The 20,993-nt window shown below is 62.6% G+C and carries 19 protein-coding genes; 7 read left to right on the top strand and 12 right to left on the bottom strand.

The annotated features are described in order from the left end of the window. Window positions 1–139: 139 nt before the first annotated feature. The gene (gene ppnN, locus QMK50_RS23360; protein WP_320334074.1) at window positions 140–1,513 is read left to right on the top strand and encodes a nucleotide 5'-monophosphate nucleosidase PpnN; all 1,374 of its coding nucleotides are present in this window, start codon (window positions 140–142) and stop codon (window positions 1,511–1,513) included. Between the two features lie 59 nt (window positions 1,514–1,572). On the opposite strand, the gene QMK50_RS23355 is transcribed toward ppnN, so the two are convergent. Together QMK50_RS23355 and QMK50_RS23350 are read right to left on the bottom strand one after the other, a co-directional pair. Then, window positions 1,573–2,361, bottom strand: coding sequence for an ABC transporter substrate-binding protein (locus tag QMK50_RS23355; RefSeq protein ID WP_095171016.1), 789 nt, complete (start codon window positions 2,359–2,361; stop codon window positions 1,573–1,575). 23 nt (window positions 2,362–2,384) lie between these two features. Further along, complete coding sequence (locus QMK50_RS23350; RefSeq protein ID WP_320334073.1) at window positions 2,385–3,581, bottom strand: M20 aminoacylase family protein; 1,197 nt, start codon at window positions 3,579–3,581, stop codon at window positions 2,385–2,387. Window positions 3,582–3,700: 119 nt separating this feature from the next. Here QMK50_RS23350 and QMK50_RS23345 point away from each other — a divergent pair, with 119 nt between their 5' ends. Next, window positions 3,701–4,654 (top strand): LysR family transcriptional regulator, encoded by a 954-nt coding sequence (locus tag QMK50_RS23345; RefSeq protein WP_095171021.1) that lies wholly within the window; start codon window positions 3,701–3,703, stop codon window positions 4,652–4,654. A 38-nt stretch (window positions 4,655–4,692) separates the two neighbouring features. Here QMK50_RS23345 and QMK50_RS23340 read toward each other — a convergent pair whose 3' ends face one another. Together QMK50_RS23340 and QMK50_RS23335 are read right to left on the bottom strand one after the other, a co-directional pair. After that, window positions 4,693–5,256: a YceI family protein gene (locus QMK50_RS23340; protein WP_095171023.1), complete on the bottom strand. Its 564-nt coding sequence runs from the start codon at window positions 5,254–5,256 to the stop codon at window positions 4,693–4,695. A 19-nt stretch (window positions 5,257–5,275) separates the two neighbouring features. Then, the gene (locus QMK50_RS23335; protein WP_095171025.1) at window positions 5,276–5,821 is read right to left on the bottom strand and encodes a cytochrome b; all 546 of its coding nucleotides are present in this window, start codon (window positions 5,819–5,821) and stop codon (window positions 5,276–5,278) included. A gap of 165 nt (window positions 5,822–5,986) precedes the next feature. On the opposite strand from QMK50_RS23335, the gene QMK50_RS23330 reads away from it, so the two are divergent. Then, a complete protein-coding gene (locus QMK50_RS23330) occupies window positions 5,987–6,664 on the top strand; it encodes a type 1 glutamine amidotransferase domain-containing protein (RefSeq protein ID WP_159994693.1) in 678 nt (225 codons plus the stop codon). Window positions 6,665–6,760: 96 nt separating this feature from the next. Further along, entirely contained in the window at window positions 6,761–7,702 is a 942-nt protein-coding gene (locus QMK50_RS23325) for a class I SAM-dependent methyltransferase (RefSeq protein ID WP_320334072.1), read from the top strand. Window positions 7,703–7,719: 17 nt separating this feature from the next. Here QMK50_RS23325 and QMK50_RS23320 read toward each other — a convergent pair whose 3' ends face one another. The 3 genes from QMK50_RS23320 to QMK50_RS23310 all read right to left on the bottom strand — a co-directional run bounded on the left by QMK50_RS23320 (window position 7,720) and on the right by QMK50_RS23310 (window position 12,053). After that, window positions 7,720–10,284, bottom strand: coding sequence for an EAL domain-containing protein (locus QMK50_RS23320; protein ID WP_320334071.1), 2,565 nt, complete (start codon window positions 10,282–10,284; stop codon window positions 7,720–7,722). Window positions 10,285–10,789: 505 nt separating this feature from the next. After that, window positions 10,790–11,482 (bottom strand): GNAT family N-acetyltransferase, encoded by a 693-nt coding sequence (locus tag QMK50_RS23315; RefSeq protein WP_320334070.1) that lies wholly within the window; start codon window positions 11,480–11,482, stop codon window positions 10,790–10,792. Window positions 11,483–11,528: 46 nt separating this feature from the next. After that, a complete protein-coding gene (locus QMK50_RS23310; RefSeq protein WP_159994687.1) occupies window positions 11,529–12,053 on the bottom strand; it encodes a DUF3087 domain-containing protein in 525 nt (174 codons plus the stop codon). Window positions 12,054–12,243: 190 nt separating this feature from the next. Between QMK50_RS23310 and QMK50_RS23305 the strand changes: the two genes are divergently transcribed. Further along, the gene (locus QMK50_RS23305) at window positions 12,244–12,561 is read left to right on the top strand and encodes a DUF2388 domain-containing protein (protein ID WP_095171038.1); all 318 of its coding nucleotides are present in this window, start codon (window positions 12,244–12,246) and stop codon (window positions 12,559–12,561) included. Window positions 12,562–12,758: 197 nt separating this feature from the next. Here the strand turns inward: QMK50_RS23305 and QMK50_RS23300 are convergent, their stop codons facing one another. From QMK50_RS23300 to QMK50_RS23280, 5 genes are all read right to left on the bottom strand, one after another. After that, window positions 12,759–13,454 (bottom strand): tRNA (adenine(22)-N(1))-methyltransferase, encoded by a 696-nt coding sequence (locus QMK50_RS23300; protein WP_320334069.1) that lies wholly within the window; start codon window positions 13,452–13,454, stop codon window positions 12,759–12,761. Between the two features lie 17 nt (window positions 13,455–13,471). Next, the gene (locus tag QMK50_RS23295; RefSeq protein WP_027618083.1) at window positions 13,472–14,020 is read right to left on the bottom strand and encodes a cupin domain-containing protein; all 549 of its coding nucleotides are present in this window, start codon (window positions 14,018–14,020) and stop codon (window positions 13,472–13,474) included. Between the two features lie 201 nt (window positions 14,021–14,221). Beyond that, complete coding sequence (locus QMK50_RS23290) at window positions 14,222–15,505, bottom strand: NAD(P)/FAD-dependent oxidoreductase (RefSeq protein ID WP_159998762.1); 1,284 nt, start codon at window positions 15,503–15,505, stop codon at window positions 14,222–14,224. 54 nt (window positions 15,506–15,559) lie between these two features. Then, window positions 15,560–17,050, bottom strand: a complete 1,491-nt coding sequence (locus tag QMK50_RS23285; RefSeq protein WP_320334068.1) for an aldehyde dehydrogenase — start codon at window positions 17,048–17,050, stop codon at window positions 15,560–15,562. 143 nt (window positions 17,051–17,193) lie between these two features. Continuing rightward, the gene (locus QMK50_RS23280; protein WP_095171042.1) at window positions 17,194–18,570 is read right to left on the bottom strand and encodes a glutamine synthetase family protein; all 1,377 of its coding nucleotides are present in this window, start codon (window positions 18,568–18,570) and stop codon (window positions 17,194–17,196) included. Window positions 18,571–18,850: 280 nt separating this feature from the next. Between QMK50_RS23280 and QMK50_RS23275 the strand changes: the two genes are divergently transcribed. Next, the gene (locus QMK50_RS23275; RefSeq protein WP_320334067.1) at window positions 18,851–19,612 is read left to right on the top strand and encodes a gamma-glutamyl-gamma-aminobutyrate hydrolase family protein; all 762 of its coding nucleotides are present in this window, start codon (window positions 18,851–18,853) and stop codon (window positions 19,610–19,612) included. Between the two features lie 236 nt (window positions 19,613–19,848). After that, window positions 19,849–20,991 carry an ABC transporter ATP-binding protein gene (locus QMK50_RS23270; protein ID WP_095171046.1) on the top strand — a complete coding sequence of 381 codons (1,143 nt, stop codon included), beginning with the start codon at window positions 19,849–19,851 and terminating at the stop codon, window positions 20,989–20,991. The last annotated feature ends 2 nt before the right edge of the window (window positions 20,992–20,993 follow it).

Raw genomic sequence — 20,993 nt, 5'->3', positions numbered from 1 at the left:
ACGTGCACCACTGCTCATGGATATTTGCATTCAACGGCGCTCGCCTAGAAGATGACGGCAGCACGATCGCTTCGGCGCTGACTATCCTGATGTAATTGAGCCCGTCGGGCTCGCGACCATCGTTCTCAGGGAATCCAGAATGACAGCAAGACAAGTAATCAATGCGTCGGTGAGCCCAAAAGGCAGCCTGGAAACACTGTCCCAACGCGAAGTACAACAACTGAGCGCCGCGGGTACAGGCAGCATCTACTCGCTCTTTCGCCAGTGCGCCCTGGCCATCCTCAATACCGGCGCCCATGTCGACAACGCCAAGACCATCCTCGAAGCCTACCGCGACTTCGAGATCCGCATTCACCAGCAGGACCGTGGCGTACGCCTCGAACTGCTGAACGCCCCGGCCGATGCCTTCGTCGACGGCGAGATGATCGCCAGCACCCGCGAGATGCTGTTCAGCGCCCTGCGCGACATCGTCTACACCGAGAATGAGCTCGACAGCCAGCGCATCGACCTCAGTACTTCGCAAGGCATCAGCGACTACGTCTTCCACCTGCTGCGCAACGCCCGCACCCTGCGCCCCGGCGTCGAGCCGAAGATCGTCGTGTGCTGGGGCGGTCACTCCATCAGCACCGAGGAATACCAGTACACCAAGAAAGTCGGCCACGAGCTGGGCCTGCGCAGCCTGGACGTCTGCACCGGTTGCGGACCGGGCGTGATGAAAGGTCCGATGAAGGGCGCAACCATTTCCCACGCCAAACAGCGAATCACCAACGGCCGCTACCTGGGCCTGACGGAGCCGGGGATCATCGCCGCCGAGGCACCGAACCCGATCGTCAACGAACTGGTGATCCTGCCGGACATCGAGAAACGCCTGGAAGCCTTCGTCCGCGTCGGCCACGGCATCATCATTTTCCCCGGCGGCGCCGGCACGGCCGAGGAGTTCCTGTACCTGCTCGGGATCCTGATGCACCCGGACAACCGCGACCTGCCCTTCCCGGTGATCCTCACTGGCCCGCGCAGTGCCGCGCCGTACTTCCAGCAACTGCATGCCTTCGTCGGCGCCACCCTGGGCGAAGAAGCGCAAAACCACTACGAGATCATCATCGACGACCCGGCCCAGGTGGCCCGGCAGATGGTCCAGGGGCTCAAGGCGGTCAAGCAGTTCCGCCGCGAGCGCAACGACGCCTTTCACTTCAACTGGCTGCTGAAGATCGACGAGGGTTTCCAGCGTCCGTTCGACCCGACCCACGAAAACATGGCCAGCCTGCAACTGCGCCTCGACCTGCCCGCCCATGAACGGGCGGCCAACCTGCGCCGGGCGTTCTCCGGGATCGTTGCCGGCAACGTCAAGGACATGGGTATTCGCTTGATCGAGGAACATGGCCCTTACGAGATCCATGGCGATGCGGCAATCATGCAACCGCTGGACAAACTGCTGCAGGCCTTTGTTGCCCAGCACCGGATGAAACTGCCCGGCGGCGCGGCGTACGTGCCGTGCTACCGGGTCATCAGCTAACAACCGCTGTAGCCGCTGGCGCAGGCAGCGCCAGCGGGTTTTACCCAGTCCCGGGCTGATTATTTCGCGCCGTAGACGTCGAAATCGAAGTACTTGTCGTTGATCCGCCCATAGGTGCCGTTGGCCAGGATGGTCGCCAGTGCCTTGTTCAGGTCTTCGCGCAGCTCGACGTCGGCCTTGCGCACGCCGATACCGTCGCCCACACCGAAGAACTTCGGGTTGTCGAGGGTGGCACCGGAAAACTCATAGCCCTGGCCCTGCGGTTTATTGAGAAAACCGTAACTGGCCTGGATCGAGCCTTGCAACGAGGCATCGAGCCGGCCCACCACCAGATCGTTGTAGACCTGATCCTGATTCTGGTAGGACAACACATCGACGCCCTTCGAGCCCCAGACCGCCTTGGCGAACGCTTCCTGAGTCGAGCCCTGCTCGACGCCGACACGCTTGCCCTGGAGCGACTCGACGGTTGGCTGCAGATTCGCCCCGCGCTTGATCACCAGGCGTGCCGGGGCGTTGGAGACCTTGTCGGTAAAGGCGATCATTTCCTGGCGTTTGGCGGTGACCGTCATCGAGGAAGCAATGGCGTCGAATTTGCGCGCCAGCAAACCAGGAATCATCCCGTCCCAACTGCTTTCCACCCACACACACCGGGCCTTGAGCTCGTCACACAGTGCTTGGGCGATGTCGACGCCAAAGCCGGTCAGGCTGCCATCCTGGTTTTTGTATTCCAGTGGCGGATAGCTCGGATCAACTCCCAGGCGCAACACTTTGCCCGACCAGTCCGCCGCGCCTGCCAGGCCGGAGGCGCTGATCAGGGTCAGGGAAATCGCTGCGATCATCTTGTTCATTATTGTTGTGCTCCAGAGTTGGCTCAGCTGTGGCGTGAAATCGCCGCCTCGACAGGTAAAAAGGCCTCGACCAGCTTCACCCAGTAACTCGCCCCGATGGGCAGGCAGTCATCATTGAAGTCATAGCCGGGGTTGTGCAACACACAGCCGCCCTCACCCGGGCCGTTGCCGATCACCAGGTAACTGCCGGGGCATTGTTCGAGGATGAAGGCAAAGTCTTCACTGGCGGTAAAGGGCCGCAGGTCCTCGATCAAATGCTCCGCCCCCAGCCAGTCCTGCGCGACCTGACGGGCGAACGCGGTTTGCCCGGCATCGTTGATCAGCACCGGGTGACAGTGCTGATAGTCGATCTCGGCCCGTGCGCCAAAACTCGCGGCCTGGCCGTGCACCAGTTCGGTGATGCGCTGCTCCAGCAACTGCCGTACCTGGGGGGTCAGCGCGCGCACGCTCAGGCTCATTTCGGCAGATTCGGCGATCACATTCGACGCCGTGCCGGCATGGATCGAGCCCACCGAGACAATCGCCACGTCCTGCGGATTGACGTTGCGCGAGACAATGCTTTGCAAGGCCATCACGATTGATGCACAGACCAGCACCGGGTCCACCGCCTTGTGCGGTACCGCGCCATGACCGCCCACCCCGATCACCTTGATCGTCACCGTATCGGCCGAGGCCATGAACGCACCGCTGTAAAAGCCCAGGTGCCCGGCAGGATGACCAGGCACGTTGTGCATGGCGAAGATCGCATCACAGGCAAAACGCTGGAGCAACCCGTCGTCGAGCATCGCCCGCGCCCCGCCCAGGCCTTCTTCGGCTGGCTGGAACACCAGGTGCACAGTGCCGCTGAAAGCGCGGGTTTGCGCCAGGTGCTTGGCCGCCGCAAGCAGCGTGGCGGTATGCCCGTCGTGGCCGCAGGCGTGCATCACGCCGTGGTTGCGACTGGCGTACGGCAACCCGGTGGTTTCCACAATGGGCAGCGCGTCCATGTCGGCACGCAGCCCGATGGCCCGACCCGGTCCCGCGCGCAGGGTACCGACCACGCCGGTCCTGCCGACGCCGGTGCTGACCTCATAGCCCCATTGGCGCAGGCACTGCGCAACCAGTGCGCTGGTGGTGAACTCCTCGAAGCCCAGCTCCGGGTGGGCGTGGATGCGCTGGCGCAGGGTGATCATTTCCTCCTGCAGTGCGGCGATTCCCGGCAGGACATGGCCCGTCAGCATGCTGCTACTCCTCAATGGCTAGGGTGGGTGGCTGGCATCGATCTTATGCAGCCTGGCGTAGGCTGGGGAGGCGCAGTTTGGTTATGATGACAACCCTTGGTTGTCACATCGGTGAGCGGATGAAACTGCATCAATTGCAAGCCCTGGTCAGCAGCGCCGAGACCGGCAGCATTCGCGCCGCCGCCCGTGCGCTGAACCTGTCCCAGGCAGCCGTGACCAAGGCCCTGCGCGAACTGGAAAGCGCGCAACAGTTACCGCTGTTCGTCAGGACGGCCAGCGGCCTGAACTTCACCGAATACGGCAAGGTGCTGGTGACCCACGCCCGGCTGGTACTCAAGCAACTGGAGCGTGCGCAAACCGAACTCGATGAGCTGCGCGGCCAGCACCGCGGACGACTGTGCGTCGGCGTCACGCCGTGGGTCGCCCTGACCTTCCTGCCGGAAGTGGTGCTGGCCTTTCGTGAGCGGATGCCGGACATCCAGCTGGAACTGTTCGAGAGCCTGATGGCGGTGGCGCAACCGCTGCTGCGCGATGGCAGCATGGACTTTGCCATCGGCCAGTTGCACCCGACCCAGGCAAGCCCCGAATTTGCCTGTCAGCCCCTGCTCGACTACCAGACCGCAGTGCTGGTCCGCCAAGGTCACCCGTGCCAGGACGCCCGTTCGATCCACGACCTGCTGGAGCAGAACTGGACCCTCAACTACGCCCCCGATGGCCATGATGCCCTGATGCACGAGCTGTTCTGGCGCCACCACGCGCAGGTTGCCGAACAACGCATCGTGCGGGCCCAGTCACTGGCGATCCTGCAGATGCTGGTGGAGCGCGCCGACATGTGCACCTGGGGCCCGGCGTTGCTGAGCAGCGCCCCGTCCTTCCTCGGCCGCCTGGTGGCGCTCGACCTCAAGGAGCCATTCGAGCCACGTCAACTGAGCATTGTCACCCGCCGCAATGGCTCGCTGAGCCAGGCTGCGCAGTGTTTTGCCGACTGCCTGCTGCAGGTGATCCGCCGTCACGCCCGCTCGGCGAAAAAACCCGACCGGGCACTGTTCGAGACCTTGCGCGTACTGGTGTGAGGCGCTGCTCGGCCGACCGAGAGCATCCACCTCGACACTTATTGCTCGGGCGCCACCACCCGAAAACGGATGCTGATTTCGTTGGAGACCACACCGTAGTCCGCCCACTCGCCATCACCAATATTGAAGTCGCCACGCTTGAGAATGAAGGTGCCGTCAAAAACACCGATACCGCCATCCGGCTTCAGGGCGATCTGTGCGCCGACCTCACGGGTCAGGCCCTTGAGCGTCAGTTGGCCGTCAACTTGGTACAGGTTATCGCCCAGGGCGGTGACGCTTTGCGATTCGAACCGGGCCTGGGGATAGACCGCCGTATCGAACCAACCGGGCTTTTGCAATTCGCTATTGGCGTCGGGGTTGCCGGCGTCAATGCTGGTCAGCTCGATGATGATCCCGGCATGCGCCGCCGAGGGGTTGGTCGAGTCGAAATCGATGGTCGCCTCGAACCGGCTGAAAGTGCCGTAGACCCGGGCGCCCATCTGGTTGTAGGTGAAGCTGACCTGGCTGGCGCTCGGGTTGACTTGCCGGTACTGCGCCGCACTCGACGAGCCGCACGCGAGCATGGCGAGCACCAGGGTGACGGTCGCTGTTCGATGGTTCATGACAGGCTCCAGCCGGCAGTCAGGGATCAGCTTTTTGGCGGAACGCCAGCATGCGGCGCAGCACGTCATCGCGGTCGATGAAGTGATGCTTGAGCGCCGCACCGGTATGCAGCAGGACCAGCGCCAGCAGGCCGTAATTCAGGCTTTGATGCAGCGTCAGCAAGCGCTCGCCCAGGGCTTCGTCCTTGGCCAGCAGGTCCGGCAGGGGCAAGATGCCGAACCAGGCAGTCTGGAAACCCTTGGCTGAACTCATCAGCCAGCCACTCAAGGGGATGATCAGCATCAGCCCATACATCAGGCCGTGGGTCAGCCGCGAGACTCGACGCAACAACACCGGCACGCTGGCGGGTAGCGGTGGCGCGGCATGGCTCAGGCGCCAGCCGAGGCGGATCAGCACCAGCAGGAACAGGCTGACCCCGGCCCACTTGTGCCACGAATAAAGCTTGAGTTTGGTCGGCGACAGGGCCAGGTCCGGCATGTAGAGACCCAGGGCAAAGGTGCCGATCAGTCCCAGCGCTACCAACCAGTGCAGGTACACCGCCGTGCGGGTGTAGCTATCGTTCATGAGTGCTCCGTGCCGATCGCTACAGTGTTGATCCACCCTGGCACTTGTGCAAATGCGCGCATGACCCTTGGTCCTTTAGTGCTGGCATTCCTGGCGCTGGCGACCATAGTTAGACGTCCCGGGCTTGCTGGCCTGGGGGCTTATCAATGGCAATCAGAGGTCACGATGAACATCCTGATGGTACTGACTTCCCACGACCGGCTCGGCAACACCGGCGAGAAGACCGGGTTCTGGCTGGAAGAGTTCGCCGCACCCTACTACGTGTTCAAGGACGCCGGGGTCAACGTGACCCTGGCCTCGCCCAAGGGCGGGCAACCGCCGCTCGACCCGAAGAGCGACGCCCCCGACGCACAGACCGAGGCTACCCAGCGCTTTCGCGAGGACCCGGTGGCCTTCCAGGCGCTGGCCCATACCGAGCCGCTGGCCCAGATCAAGGCCAGCGACTTTGACGCGGTGTTCTACCCGGGCGGTCATGGTCCGCTGTGGGACCTGGCCGAAGACCGCGACTCCATCGCCCTGATCGAAGCGCTGTATGGCGCCGGCAAACCGGTGGCCGCGGTGTGCCATGCGCCAGGGGTGTTGCGCCACACCCAGGCCCAGGGGCAGCCGCTGGTCAAAGGCAAGTCGGTGACCGGCTTCACCAATTCCGAAGAAGCGGCCGTCGGCCTGACCGAGGTCGTGCCGTTCCTGGTGGAGGACATGCTCAAAGCCCACGGTGCGCACTACTCCAAGGGCGAGGACTGGCAGTCGTATGTGGTGGCCGACGGCAACCTGATCACCGGGCAGAACCCGGGGTCATCGGCAGCGACGGCCGAGGCGACCTTGCAACACCTGGGACTCTGAGCCCTGTCGCTGGCGGGATTTGTGGCCAATGCTGCAAGTCCCGGCGGCCCATTTATGTATAAAATGCCGCCCCTTTGACTTGCCGGCCCCTGCTCGATGACCCCTGACGCCCTCGCCACCCTGCACGACCATCTGTTGACGGCCCTGGCAGCCCCACCCGCAGAAACCCGCCGCCTGTTTCACGGACGCGGGCGTTGCTGGCCGGGCCTGGAGCAACTGACAGTGGACTGGCTGCAGGGCATTGTGCTGGTCGCGCTGTTCAAGGAACCCGAACCGCAGCAGTTGCAGGCCTTGCAACAGATGCTGCGGCAGATCAGCCAGACGCCGCAGTGGCAGGCGAGCGCGGCCCACACGCTGCTGTTGCAACACCGCTATCTGCCACAAAGCACCACCGAGTGGCTGCTGGGGCCGGAAATCGACGAGTGGACGCTGACCGAAGGCGGCCTGCGCTATCGCATCGACCTGGGTAAAAAACAGAACGCCGGCTTGTTCCTCGACATGCGCTACGGGCGCAACTGGGTCAAGGCCCAGGCCCAGGGCAAGCGGGTGTTGAACCTGTTCGCCTACACCTGCGGCTTCTCGGTGGCGGCCATCGAGGGCGGCGCCGAGCATGTGGTCAACCTCGACATGTCCCGTGCCGCCCTGAGTCGCGGGCGCGACAACCACCGCCTGAACGGCCACGACCTGAGCCAGGTGAGCTTCCTCGGCCACGACCTGTTCAAATCCTGGGGCAAGGTGATCAATAACGGGCCTTACGACCTGGTGATCATCGATCCGCCGTCGTTCCAGAAAGGCAGCTTCCTGCTGACCAAGGACTATCAACGGGTGTTGCGTCGCCTGCCGGAACTGCTCGCGCCGCAGGGCACGGTGCTGGCCTGTATGAACGACCCGGCCTTCGGCGCCGACTTCCTGATCGACGGCGTCACCCGCGAAGCCCCGAGCCTGCGTTTCGTCGAACGCCTGGACAACCCGCCGGAGTTTCCGGATATCGATGTGCAAAGCGGCTTGAAGGCGTTGGTCTTCACCCTGGCGGACTGAAAGGCGCAGCCCTGGGCTTACTCCAGCGCCGCCAACGGGCTCTCGTGGCTCATGGGCGGCACCATGCCCTGGCACGCCAGCAACCATTGTCTGAACGCCCCGGCCGGAAGCGGTACCGAGAAGAAGTAGCCCTGCCCGACCTCGTAGCCTTGCGCCTTGAGGATGTCGCGCTGGGCCGCGTGCTCGATGCCTTCGGCCACCACCAGCAAGGACAGGCCCCTGCCGATGCCAATCACCGATTCGCTGAGGGCGCGGCAGGAGGCATCACACTCCAGGTCATCGACAAAACTCTTGTCCAGCTTCAGCTCACTGATCGGCAGGTGGCGCAAGTAACCCAGGCTGGAATAACCGGTGCCAAAGTCATCGATGGCCAGGCGCACCCCCAGGGCATGCAGCTCTTTCAAGGTTTGCTCGGTGCCGGGGCTGTTGGACAGCAACACCCCCTCCGTGACCTCCACGCACAAATCCGCCGCCTGCAATTCGTAGCGTTGCAACTGCTGGGTAATCTGCGCCGCCAGATTGAGATTGTGAAAGTTGATCGGCGACAGGTTGATCGACAGCGACGGCACCGTCAGGCCCTGCTCGCGCCACTGCGCTAGCTGACCGCAGGCGGTTTGCAGCACCCACTGGCTCAGCTCATTGATCAGCCCGCACTCCTCGGCCAGGGGGATGAAGCGCTCCGGCGAGATAATGCCCAGGGTTGGATGATCCCAACGCGCCAACGCCTCCACCCCCACCAAGGTCCCGCTGTGCAGATTGATCTGCGGTTGATACACCAGCTCCAGGCCCTCACCAGCAAGGGCCATGCGCAGCGCGGTCTCGAGAATCAGGCGACTCTGGGCGATCCGGTTCATCTCTTCGAGGAAAAAACTGAAGCTGCCGCGTTCGGCGCGCTTGGCCTGGTACATCGCAATGTCGGCGCACTGCAGCAAGCTTTCCATGTCCTGGCCGTCACCGGGAAACAGGCTGATGCCGATGCTGGCCGACAACACCACCGAGGTCCCGGCAATGGGCGCCGGAAAACTCAGTACGCGCTTGAGCCGTTCAAGAAATCGCGTGACCTGGGTCGCGTTGCGTCGCGGCAAAACCAGCACGAACTCATCCCCGGACAAGCGCCCGACGATGTCCGACTCACGCAGCACACTGCTCAGGCGCTGGGCCATGACTTGCAACAGTTCGTCGCCGGCCGCATGGCCAAGGGCATCATTGACCTGCTTGAAGCGATCCAGGTCGACAAACAGCACTGCCAGTTCGGCCTGCTCCCTGGCCACTTCGGCAATGGTCCGTTGCGCCTTGGCCAGCAGCAGGTTGCGGTTGGGCAAGCCGGTCAAGCCATCGTAATACGCCATCCGGCGAATGGCCTGGCGCGCTTCCTCACGCTCCAGCGCTAACATGCACAGGTGCGTACCGGCGGTCACCAGGTGCGCATGCAAGGTATCGGGTCCGCGGCACTCGCGAAAATACAGGGCGAAGGTGGCGGCCACGCGGCCGCAGCTGTTGCGCACCGGAATCGACCAGCACGCGCGCAACCCCGCCTTCTCGGCCAGCGCCTTGTAGTCCGCCCACAGCGGGTCGTGATTGATGTCGGTGACCAGCACCGGCTTGCCCCGGTAGGCCGCCGTGCCGCAGGAACCGGCAATCGGCCCGATCGACAGGCCTTCGATTGCCCGCGAGTACTCAACTGGCAAGCCAGGGCTGGCCAGTGGGTGCAGGATGCCGTTGGAATCGACGCTGAGGATCGAGACGATGACTTCCGGGGCGATGCGTTCGATTTCCTGGCACATCAGGGCCAGTACGTTTTCCAGCGACTCTTCCTTGAGCAGCGCGCCGACCACCTTGTCCTGCAGCACCTCATGCAATTTGAAGCGGGTGATGTCGGTGAGCACGATCACCGTGTTGTCGACCTGCCCCCGGGCATCGAACACCGGGGCCGAGGACACATGCACCCACAGCCGTTGGCCATTGCGCTTGCTGATCAAGGCGCTGACTTCATGGGGCTCGCCACCGAACATCCGCTCCAGTTCAGGTAGCACCGGCACATCGACCTCGGTGTCGAGCACAAAAAACATCAGCGGCGACAGCCCAAGAACTTCTTCGCGGCTGTAGCCGAGCAGTTGCACCAGGCCGTCATTGACGTAGAGCAGGCGCGCAGCGGCGTCGACAATGCAGGTGGCCGAGCGGGTGGCATTGACCGACAGCGACAGCAGGCGGTGTTCGATGTCCTGGAGGCGGGTCTGGGTGATGTCCTTGAGAAAGGCCGCATAGAGGGTGCGGCCCTGCAGGGTGATCCTGGAGACGGACAGCGCGCCCCAGCGGGCCTGCCCATCCTTGCCCAGGATACTCAGGTCGTGGCTGCAACCGGGATCATCGGCCGTGCGCAGGGTTTCGGGAAACAGGCTGTCGACGTGACTGCCCACTACGTCCTGTCGGGGACAACCCCAGAACCGTTCGGCAGCGGCATTAAAAAACATCACTCGGCTTTGGTCGTCGATGACCACTACCGCATCGCCCCATTGCTCCAGGGTCTGCACGAAGAAGTCTTGCGCATCAATGCGCCGGGCCCGCCTGACTCTCGTGTCCATTGCAGTCACTTGTCCACTGCCACCACCGCCCAGCATCCTGGCCGCGTGTGGGGCGCCGTAAGAACCCTCGGAACCGGAAGGAACCCATCTTCGCAGAGACGCTACATATTCTTGATTGATAGTGAATGACGGCAGTTATTCACTTTAGTTCGCCAAGCACAGCGCGACGCTTGTCAGTTGAAATCACAGGATAGACGCGAAGTGACGAGCCCATGAAAAATACCTCGGTCGCGTCGCTCCAGCGGTCTGCCACAGGCGACTAATGGTACTTGAGTGCACCCTGCCACCTTCCTACGATGAAACTACGCCACTGCTTGTTTTCTGCGGCAGCGGCGTGAGTGGCGAGTGCTCTGAACCCCAATCAAGCTTGCCACTGGCTCTACGTACAACTTGAGCCTCGGGGCTCTACTTTCTCCCCATCAAAGAGCTTTGAGGCTCTTTTTTGAGCAAGCCAAACGGGGTCCGGTGTAGGCGCTGGCTTGCTGGCACCTGCACAGGCGGTTTGCTAGCCAACGTCGTGACCCAACCGCCCCTGCACAAACACCCGCGCCTTGGCCGTCAGTTGATCCAGATGGCGGTCGCGCTGTTTTTCCGCGTCGAGCATCGCCCGCTTGCCATTCTTCTGCAGCAGGTAGGTGTGGATCTGCCGCACTTCGGTGGAGCGGTAGATAGGCGCGATATCCAGTACCGCGATCAGGCCGTCTGTCACGCGGTCGTGGGTGTTCATCAGCACCTGCGGTCCGCGCACGCCCAGGACCTGCAAGCCCATTGCCTCGAAGTACGGCACCTTGGCCACGGCACAGGTCAGTTCGGCATGCGGGTAGCGGCCGAGCATGTCCTGGACCATGGCGCGGGCGATACCATGGCGACGATGGCTGGCGTGTACGGCCATGAAGGCTACGCCGCAGGCATGCGGATCATCCTTGACCGGCAGGTACAGCAAAAAGCCGACGACCTTCGAGGGGTCCTCGGCGTCCAGCGCGACAATCAATTCGACGCTTAGGCCCTGGGTGCCATCGAGGGCCTGCAGGTAGAGGTGGACCTCGTAGCCCACTGCGTATTGATAGATCGCGAACAACGGGTTGCTCGGTGGCAAGGCGACGCTGCTGATGTCGGTCAGGTTGTCGACCACCAGTTGCAGGATCTGGTCGGTCACGTGCTCGGAGCACGGGGTATCGAAGTGGCTAAGGGTAAACATCAATCGGGGCTCCGAGGGGAAATTCCTGGAAAAAGGCAGGCAATGATCAGGCCTGGGTTTTCAGCGCCGTCAGCCACTCGGGGTGCAGGCGAGTCTGTTCGGTCTCCAGCCCCAGCGCCTCCATGGCTGCTTTGTGCTGGTCCATTTCACGCACCAGTTGCGCATGGCTGCTGGAGTTGGCGTCCAGCTCGTGCATCTGCGCCAGCCCCAGGTGGTAAAAGCGCAGCAGCTTCATCGCGCTCGGGTTGCCGGCGGCGACCGCATCGGTGACCTGGTGCATGACGTTGGTGATGCGCATCAGGCTGCGCTTGAGCTGCCAGCCGTAGACGGCGGCGGCCATCCAGGGTTGCGACCAGAACTTGAGTTTCATCAGCGCCGCGCTGACCAGCACCGCCGCGATTACCCCGCCGAGGTTGTAGCGAAAGTTATCGCCACCCGGCTCGCCCAGCACCATCACCGCCAGCGTCGACAAAGCCATCGCCAGCACAATGAACAGCACGGCAATGATCAGGGTGCTGCGGCGCGTCTGCTGGCGAAAGGTTTCGGGGTTCCACGGCTTGATCTCAAACATCAGGGGGCAGCGCTCTTTGGCAAGGTGAACGGAGAATTGCCCGGCATTATCGCCCGTAGCGCCGGTAACAGACACGTTTAATCCACATCGCCATCTGGTCCTCGCTTGATCTGCGGAACTCCTGAGCCGCACCGCGCATCATATGGGTATGTGACACACCCTTTGGCTTCACGCTTTTGGAGGACTCACCATGCGCCGTCTATTGCTCGTGCCAACGCTTGCGCTCTGCCTGCCCTTCGGATCGGCCATGGCCGATGTCGATGCCAAGGATGTCGCCACTTCAGCGGGGGTCTCTGCGTCGCTGTACTCGACCTTCAAGGACGACAAGATCGTCGTCCCCGCCCGCGATGACCTCTCCAGTTTCGTCGCCAGCGGCGGCACTATCCGCGGTGCCTACCTGGAATCCGTGCTCAAGCAGATGCGCCAGGACCACCCTGGCCTCAATGCCACGGACGAAGAACTGGCCCAGGCGCTGCTGACGCAGACCCCGCCTTCGCCAGGCCAGTAAGCTCGCCCTCTCGCTATTACCCACTTAACTTAAGTGGGAGCGAGCCTGCTCGCGATGGCGGTGTGTCAGGCACCATCGATGTTGGTTGTACTGGCCCCATCGCGAGCAGGCCGCAAGCGGGCGCTCGCTCCCACAGCGGTTTTGCCGGCTTGCAGATTTTGCGTACACCCACCAAACCCGTAGCAGCTGTCGGGCGTTCAGGCCAGCAGTTGGTTGATCCAACGCACCTGGCGGGTGATGTCCTGTAATTTTTCCGCGGGTACCGCCGAGCCGGCCTGGGTGAAGTGGGCCAGGGTCTGCTGCTTGTGGCGCAGCAGGCGCTGCCACTTGAGCAGGAATGCCGGGGTGCGTGCCTGCATCTGCAGGGGGCCGAAGTACAGTTGCTCGGGGCTGTAGCTCACCGGACCGGTGCGCTCGGCAACGATGATTTCGTAGTCGAAACGATTCTCCCGCAGCACTTCCTCGCAGAGGATGGAATAACCATTGTCCATCAGCCATTGCCGCAGTGGCTGCTCGCCGCCGTTGGGTTGCAGGATCAGTCGCTCCTGGCCACTGAGGCGAGTCTTGCCACGCTCGAGAATGTCGCGGATGGTCTCACCGCCCATGCCGCAGATAGTCAGCGCGCTAATCTCGTCAGCCGCCTCAATCGCCGCCAGGCCATTGGCCAGGCGTACGCTGATGGATGCCTGCAGGCCGTTGTCGCGCACCGTACGCTGGGCCGAATGGAACGGAGTCGAAGCCAACTCGCCGGCCACCGCCGCCGTGATGGCGCCACGGCGCATCAATGCCACCGGCAAGTAGCCGTGGTCGGAGCCGATATCGGCCAGGCGCGCACCGGCTGGCACATGGGCCGCCACGCGCTCCAGGCGCATGGACAAGGTGTGTTGGTTCAATGTTCAGCGCCTTGCGATCAAAAGTTGGCGGGCGTGTTCGCACTGATGATTTCCGCCTCGTCCGCGCCGATGTTGCGAAACCGGTGCGGCAGCGTGGTCGGAAAGTAATAACCATCCCCGGCGTTCAACACGCTGACCTGGCCATCCACGGTGAGTTCCACGGTACCCCGCGTCACCAACCCGCACTCCTCGCCTTCGGCGTGCACGATCGGCTCTTCGCCCGAGCTGGCGCCCGGTGCGTATTGCTCGCGCAGCAGGCGCATCTGGCGGCTGGGCACCGAGGCGCCGATCAGCAGCAGGCGCAGGCCGTGGCGACCGAGGTCGGGCTGTTCGTTGGCGCGGAAGATGTATTGGTGTTCGCGCGGTGGCTGGTCGAAGGTGAAGAAGTCCGCCAGGGACATGGGGATGCCCTCCAGCAGTTTTTTCAGTGAGCTGACGGAAGGACTGACCCGATTCTGTTCGATCAGGGAGATGGTGGCATTGGTGACGCCGCTACGCCGGGCCAGCTCGCGCTGGGACAGCTTGTAGCTTTCGCGTACTAATTTGAGTCGAGAGCCCGTGTCCATGACAGCCTTATGTGAGAAAAACTTAAGGGTAGTGTGGGGGGATGGCGGGCGACTTGTGTCGCGAAAATCGCCGTTCCTCTGTCCCGAAGACGTGAAAGGCGGCTATTAAATCACGTTTTCCGCCCACGGCTCAGCAGCTTGGAGAAAGGCCGGATAAAAAACCGACGACCTTCCTCAAGACGGCCGTCGGCGAGCGTCAGACTAGATACCGAAACGGTCACGCATCGCGTAGTACACCGCGCCCATGGCGGTCAGTGGGGCCTGGAAGGTGCGGCCACCGAACATCGGCATGTGTGGCAGGGAGGCGAAGGCGTCGAAACGCTCGGCGTCGCCACGGATCATTTCCGCGATCAGCTTGCCGGCCAGGTGCGAACAGGTCACCCCGTGGCCGCTGTAGCCCTGCATGTAATAGGCGTTTTTCTCGATGCGGCCAAATTGCGGCATGCGTGACATGGTCAGCAGGAAGTTGCCGGTCCAGCGGTAGTCGATCTTCACGTCCTTGAGCTGGGGGAAGGTCTTGAGGATTTTCGGCCGGATCAGTTGCTCGATGTCGTCCGGCTCGCGCGCGCCGTAGACCACACCGCCACCATAGAGCAGACGGTTGTCGGCAGTCAGGCGGTAGTAGTCGAGCAGGTAGTTACAGTCTTCGACGCAGTAGTTGTTGCTGATCAGGCTCCTGGCGACTTTTTCCGACAGGGGCTCGGTGACCACGATCTGCGAACCGCAGGGCATGCTCTTGCGGGTGACGCGGTTGTCGAGGTCTTGCGGCAGGTAGGCGTTGCCGGCGATCAACAGGTACTTGGCGCGTACCACGCCCTTGGCCGTGCGCACGACTATGGGTTCGCCGTAGGTGATTTCCACCGCTGCCGACTGCTCGAAGATTTTTCCGCCAAGACTGAGGATGGCAGCCGCTTCGCCCAGGGCCAGGTTCAGCGGATGGACGTGACCACCCTGCATGTCCAGCAGGCCACCGACATAGTTGCGGGTCCCTACTTCCTTGGCGATCTCTTGCGCGTCGAGCATCCGCAGGTGGTGGTTGCCGTAGCGCTCCCAACCGCTCTTCTGTTCGGCCAGGCCCTTGAGTTGTTTCTTGTTCAGCGCGGCGAAAATGCCACCGGGCTTGTAGTCGCACTGGATGTCGTATTGCTTGATCCGCGAGCGGATGATGTCCGCGCCTTCGAAAATCATGCTGCCCAGCACTTCGGCGGTCTTTTCGCCGTAGCGCTGCTCGATCACATCGACGTCGCGGCTGTAGGAATTGACCAGTTGCCCGCCGTTGCGCCCGCTGGCGCCGTAGCCGACCTTGGCGGCTTCGAGCACCGTGACGCTGTAGCCCGCTTCGCTGAGGAACAACGCCGAGGACAGGCCAGTGTAGCCGGCGCCGATCACACAGACGTCGCATTCCACCAACTCTTCGAGCACCGGGAAGTCGATGATCTCGTTGCGGGTGGCGGCGTAGTAGCTGTTTACATGTTTTTGCATGATTGAGTTCCCGCGCGGTGACACGCCAAAGGCCTGTCACCGCGACTGTCTAATAGGTCAGAGCTTGATCCAGGTGGCTTTGAGCTCGGTGTACTTGTCGAAGGCGTGCAGGGACTTGTCGCGACCGTTGCCCGACTGCTTGAACCCACCGAAGGGCGCGGTCATGTCACCGCCGTCGTACTGGTTGACCCACACGCTGCCGGCGCGCAGGCCCCGGGCGAAGGTGTGGGCCTTGCTCAGGTCGCGGGTCCAGACCCCGGCGGCCAAACCGAAGATGCTGTCGTTGGCGATCTGCAACGCTTCTTCTGCGGTGTCGAAGGTGATCAGCGACAACACTGGGCCGAAGATTTCTTCGCGGGCGATGGTCATGGCGTTGCTCACACCGTCGAAAATCGTCGGCTCCACGTACTGGCCACCGCTGTCCTCGAGGGTGCGGTTGCCGCCGGCGATCAGCTCGGCACCTTGCTCGCGGCCGATGGCGATGTAGCGCAGGATGTTGTCCAACTGACGTTGATCGACCACCGCGCCGACCCGGCTTGTCGGGTCCAGCGCGTGCCCGGGTTGCCAGGCTTGCAGGGCCTCCACCAGCAGCGGGATGAACTGCTGGCGAATCGAGCGCTCCACCAGCAGGCGTGAGCCGGCGGTGCAGACTTCGCCCTGGTTGAAGGCGATGGCACTGGCCGCCGCCTGCGCCGCCGCGCGCAGATCCGGCGCATCGGCAAACACCACGTTCGGACTCTTGCCGCCAGCTTCTAGCCAGACGCGCTTGAGGTTGCTTTGCCCGGCGTAGATCAGCAGCTGCTTGGCAACCGCGGTCGAGCCGGTGAAGGCCAGGACGTCGACGTCCATGTGCAGCGCCAGTGCCTTGCCGACGGTGTGGCCGTAACCCGGCAGGACGTTGAACACGCCCTTGGGGATGCCAGCCTCTAGCGCTAGTTGGGCGATGCGGATGGCCGTCAGCGGGGACTTTTCCGACGGCTTGAGGATGAACGAGTTGCCTGCCGCCAGGGCCGGGGCGAACTTCCAGCTGGCCATGATCAACGGGAAGTTCCACGGCACGATGGCCGCCACCACGCCGGACGCTTCGCGGGTCACCAGGCCCAGTTGATCGTGGGGCGTGGTGGCGACTTCGTCGTAGAGTTTGTCGATGGCTTCGGCACTCCAGCGGATCGCGTTAGCGGTCGCTGGAATGTCGATGGCCATGGAGTCGCTGATGGGCTTGCCCATGTCCAGGGTTTCCAGCAGCGCCAATTCTTCCTGGTGCGCCAGGATCAGGTCGGCGAAGCGGATCAGGACGCGCTTGCGCTCAGCGGGGGCCAGCTTGCACCAGATACCGGATTCGAACGCCTGGCGGGCGACGAGCACGGCGGCATTGGCATCGGCTTCATCGGTGCTGGCGACGTTGGCCAGGAAGCGCCCGTCAACCGGGCTGATGCATTCGAAGGTGGCGCCGCTGAGTGCCGGACGGTATTGACCATCGATGAAGGCGCGGCCTTCGATGCTTAAGGACTGGAAGCGTTGCTCCCAGTCGCTGCGAGTGTTTGTCATGGTTGTGACTCGACGCAGGGGAATAGGCTGTGGTCGGACTGAATGCCAGTCCCTTGAGGATTTGCAATGCAATCGCTGTGGGAGCGGGCTTGCCCGCGATTGCGATATCGCGGGCGAGCCCGTTCCCACAGGCACACCAACCATCAGACCGTATGCAGGTACCAGTTGTACTCAAGGTCGGAGATGGAGTTCTCGAACTCGGCCAGCTCGCTTTCCTTGCACGCCACGAACACGTCGATGTACAGCGGGTCGATGTACTTGGCCATGACTTCGCTGTCGTCCAGCTCACGCAGGGCATCGCGCAGGTTGTTCGGCAGGCTCTGCTCGTTCTGCTCGTAGCTGTTGCCTTCGACCGGCGCACCCGGCTCGATCTGGTTGGTCAAGCCGTGGTGAATACCGGCCAGCACCGAAGCCATCAGCAGGTACGGGTTGGCGTCGGCACCGGCCACGCGGTGTTCGATGCGCACGGCGTCCGGCGAACCGGTCGGCACGCGCACGGCCACGGTGCGGTTGTCGATACCCCAGCTCGGCGAGTTCGGCACGTAGAACTGTGCGCCGAACCGGCGGTAGGAGTTGACGTTCGGGCAGAGGAAGGCCATCTGCGCGGGCAGGGTCTCCAGCACACCGCCGATGGCGTGACGCAATGCGGCGTTCTGCTCGGGATCCTCGCTGGCGAAGATGTTGTTGCCGGCCTTGTCGAGGATCGAGATGTGCACGTGCAGACCGTTGCCCGCCTGGCCCGGATACGGCTTGGCCATGAAGGTGGTGTCCATCTCATGGTCGTAGGCGATGTTCTTCACCAGGCGCTTGAGCAGGACCGCATAGTCGCAGGCCTTGATCGGGTCGCTGACGTGATGCAGGTTGACTTCGAATTGCGCCGGGGCACTTTCCTTGACGATGGCATCGGCCGGGATGCCCTGCTCTTTCGCGCCTTCGAGGATGTCCTGCAGGCAGTCAACGTATTCGTCGAGGTCGTCGATCAGGTAAACCTGGGTCGATACCGGGCGCTTGCCGGAAACCGGTGAGCGTGGCGACTGCGGACGGCCGTTCACGTTGTCCTGGTCGATCAGGTAGAACTCCAGTTCAAACGCCGCGCAAATGGTCAGGCCGAGGTCGTCGAACTTGCGCACCACGTTGGCCAGCACTTCACGCGGGTCAGCGAAGAACGGCTGGCCTTCGATCTCGTGCATGGTCATCAGCAGTTGCGCGGTTGGGCGCTTCTGCCACGGCTCGATGCTCAAGGTGCCGGGAATCGGGTAGCAGATGCGGTCGGCGTCGCCGATGTCCAGGCCCAGGCCGGTGCTTTCCACCGTGGAACCATTGATGTCGAGGGCGAACAGCGAGGCCGGCAGGTTGATGCCTTTCTCATAGACCTTATGAAGACTGGTGCGCTCGATGCGCTTGCCGCGCACCACACCGTTCATATCCGCAATCAGAAGGTCGACGTACAAAACCTCAGGATATTTCTTAAGGAATGCGTTTGCTTCGTTGAGTTGAACGGTACGCAGGGGGACCGACATGATGCACCTATTAGCTGTTAATTATTATGTTCACTGCACTTTCGGACCTCAGTCAATCCGAAAGGCAAAGTGAAGTCAATAGCGGACAAATAGGCATTTTTGTTGATTTTATTGGTCACCGCAGCCAGCCATCGCTCAACAATCACCCGCAAACCCACAGCCAACCTGAGTTCCAGCGATCCAGCCGTTTAGAATTATTTACATGAGAGTTGTTAAAAAAAATCAACGAGGCTAAGCTCTGGAAAAGCTCGTTCAAGTGTGAAACTTCGAGGTGATAAAAATGGCATTCAAGCCATTGATCGGCGTTACTGCGTGCGTCAAACAGATTGGCCTGCACCCCTACCACGTCAGCGGTGACAAGTACTTGCGTGCTGTCAGCGTCGCGGCGCTGGGGCTGCCTGTGGTCATTCCTTCCCTGGGCAACCTGACTGAAATCGACGACCTGCTCGGTCAACTCGACGGCCTGTTGCTGACCGGCTCGCCATCGAACGTGGAGCCTTTGCACTATCAAGGCCCGGCCAGCGCTCCCGGCACGGATCACGATCCGGCACGGGACGCCACCACCCTTCCTCTATTACGTGCTGCCATCGCGGCGGGCGTTCCGGTGCTCGGGATCTGCCGGGGCTTCCAGGAAATGAACGTCGCGTTCGGCGGCAGCCTGCACCAGAAGGTGCATGAGTTGCCGGGCATGCTCGATCACCGCGAAGCAAATCACCCGGACCTGGCGGTGCAATACGCACCGGCCCACGCGGTCAGCGTGCAGCCGGGCGGTGTATTCGAGGCGCTGGAGCTGCCCGCGACATTCCAGGTCAACTCGATTCACAGCCAGGGTATCGACCGGTTGGCGCCAGGCCTGCGTGCCGAGGCCATCGCGCCGGACGGCTTGATCGAGGCGATCTCGGTGACGCACAGCAAGTCCTTCGCCCTCGGCGTGCAATGGCACCCGGAATGGCAAGTGCTGGACAATCCTGCGTACCTGACGATTTTCCAGGCGTTCGGCGCAGCTTGCCGGCAACGGGCGACGCTGCGTCACGCACGCTGAGCTAAACCACAACCCGGTATTTCTACCCCCGCGAGTCTGGCGGGCGTGCCTTCGCGCGCCCGTTTCTCGCAATAGCCACACACCGCAATAACAACAAGCACGACCAGGCAGCCAGGACGGCGGTGCCGAACCAGTCGAATCGCCATGCGCACCTCCAGGTGGCACCTGGCGATTGGCAATCAACTATTAAGTCAGGCCGCGTTGGCCCGGCGACTGAAACCTGTTGGGAGTTTCACATGGCAAACGCCTCCAGCATTTACAGGAAGGCTCTTGAGGGTCATCAGCAACCGAAAAAGGTGCTGGTACGAGTCGATCGTGTCACCAAGAAGTTCGACGAAACCACGGCGGTGGACGATGTGTCCCTGGACATCCATCAAGGCGAAATCTTCGCCCTGCTCGGCGGCTCCGGTTCAGGCAAGTCGACCCTGCTGCGCATGCTCGCTGGATTCGAGCGCCCCACCGAAGGACGGATCCTGCTCGACGGCGTCGACATCACCGACATGCCGCCCTACGAGCGGCCGATCAACATGATGTTCCAGTCCTACGCCCTGTTCCCGCACATGACGGTGGCGCAGAACATCGCCTTTGGCCTCAAGCAGGACCGTTTGCCCGCCAGCGAAATCGACGCTCGTGTCGAGGAGATGCTGCGCCTGGTGCACATGACCCAGTACGCCAAGCGCAAGCCGCACCAACTGTCCGGTGGCCAGCGCCAGCGTGTCGCCCTCGCCCGCTCCCTGGCCAAACGGCCCAAGCTGCTGCTGCTCGACGAGCCGATGGGGGCGCTGGATAAAAAGCTGCGCTCGCAGATGCAGCTGGAACTGGTGGAAATCATCGAGCGGGTCGGCGTGACCTGCGTGATGGTGACCCACGACCAGGAAGAGGCCATGACCATGGCCGAACGTATCGCCATCATGCACCTGGGCTGGATCGCGCAGATCGGCAGCCCGGTGGACATCTATGAAGCCCCGGTGAGCCGCATGGTCTGCGAGTTCATCGGCAACGTGAACGCCTTCGACGGCACGGTGGTGGAAGACCTGGAAGGCCACGCGATCATTCACTGCCCGGACCTGGAACAGCAGATCTACGTCGGCCATGGCGTCAGCACCTCGGTGCAGGACAAGTCGATCACCTACGCCATCCGCCCGGAAAAAATGCTGGTCAGCAGCACAAAACCCGAGAGTCGCTACAACTGGTCCCGGGGCAAGGTACAGGACATTGCCTACCTCGGTGGGCACTCGGTGTTCTATGTCGAGCTGCCTGGCGGCAAGGTCGTCCAGTCGTTCATGGCCAACGCCGAGCGCCGCGGCGCCCGCCCGACCTGGGACGATCAGGTCTACGTCTGGTGGGAAGACGACAGCGGCGTGGTACTGCGCGCATGAAC

Source organism: Pseudomonas sp. P5_152, from assembly GCF_033989915.1.
GTDB lineage: Bacteria > Pseudomonadota > Gammaproteobacteria > Pseudomonadales > Pseudomonadaceae > Aquipseudomonas.
This window is presented reverse-complemented; position numbering and strand designations above follow the sequence as displayed.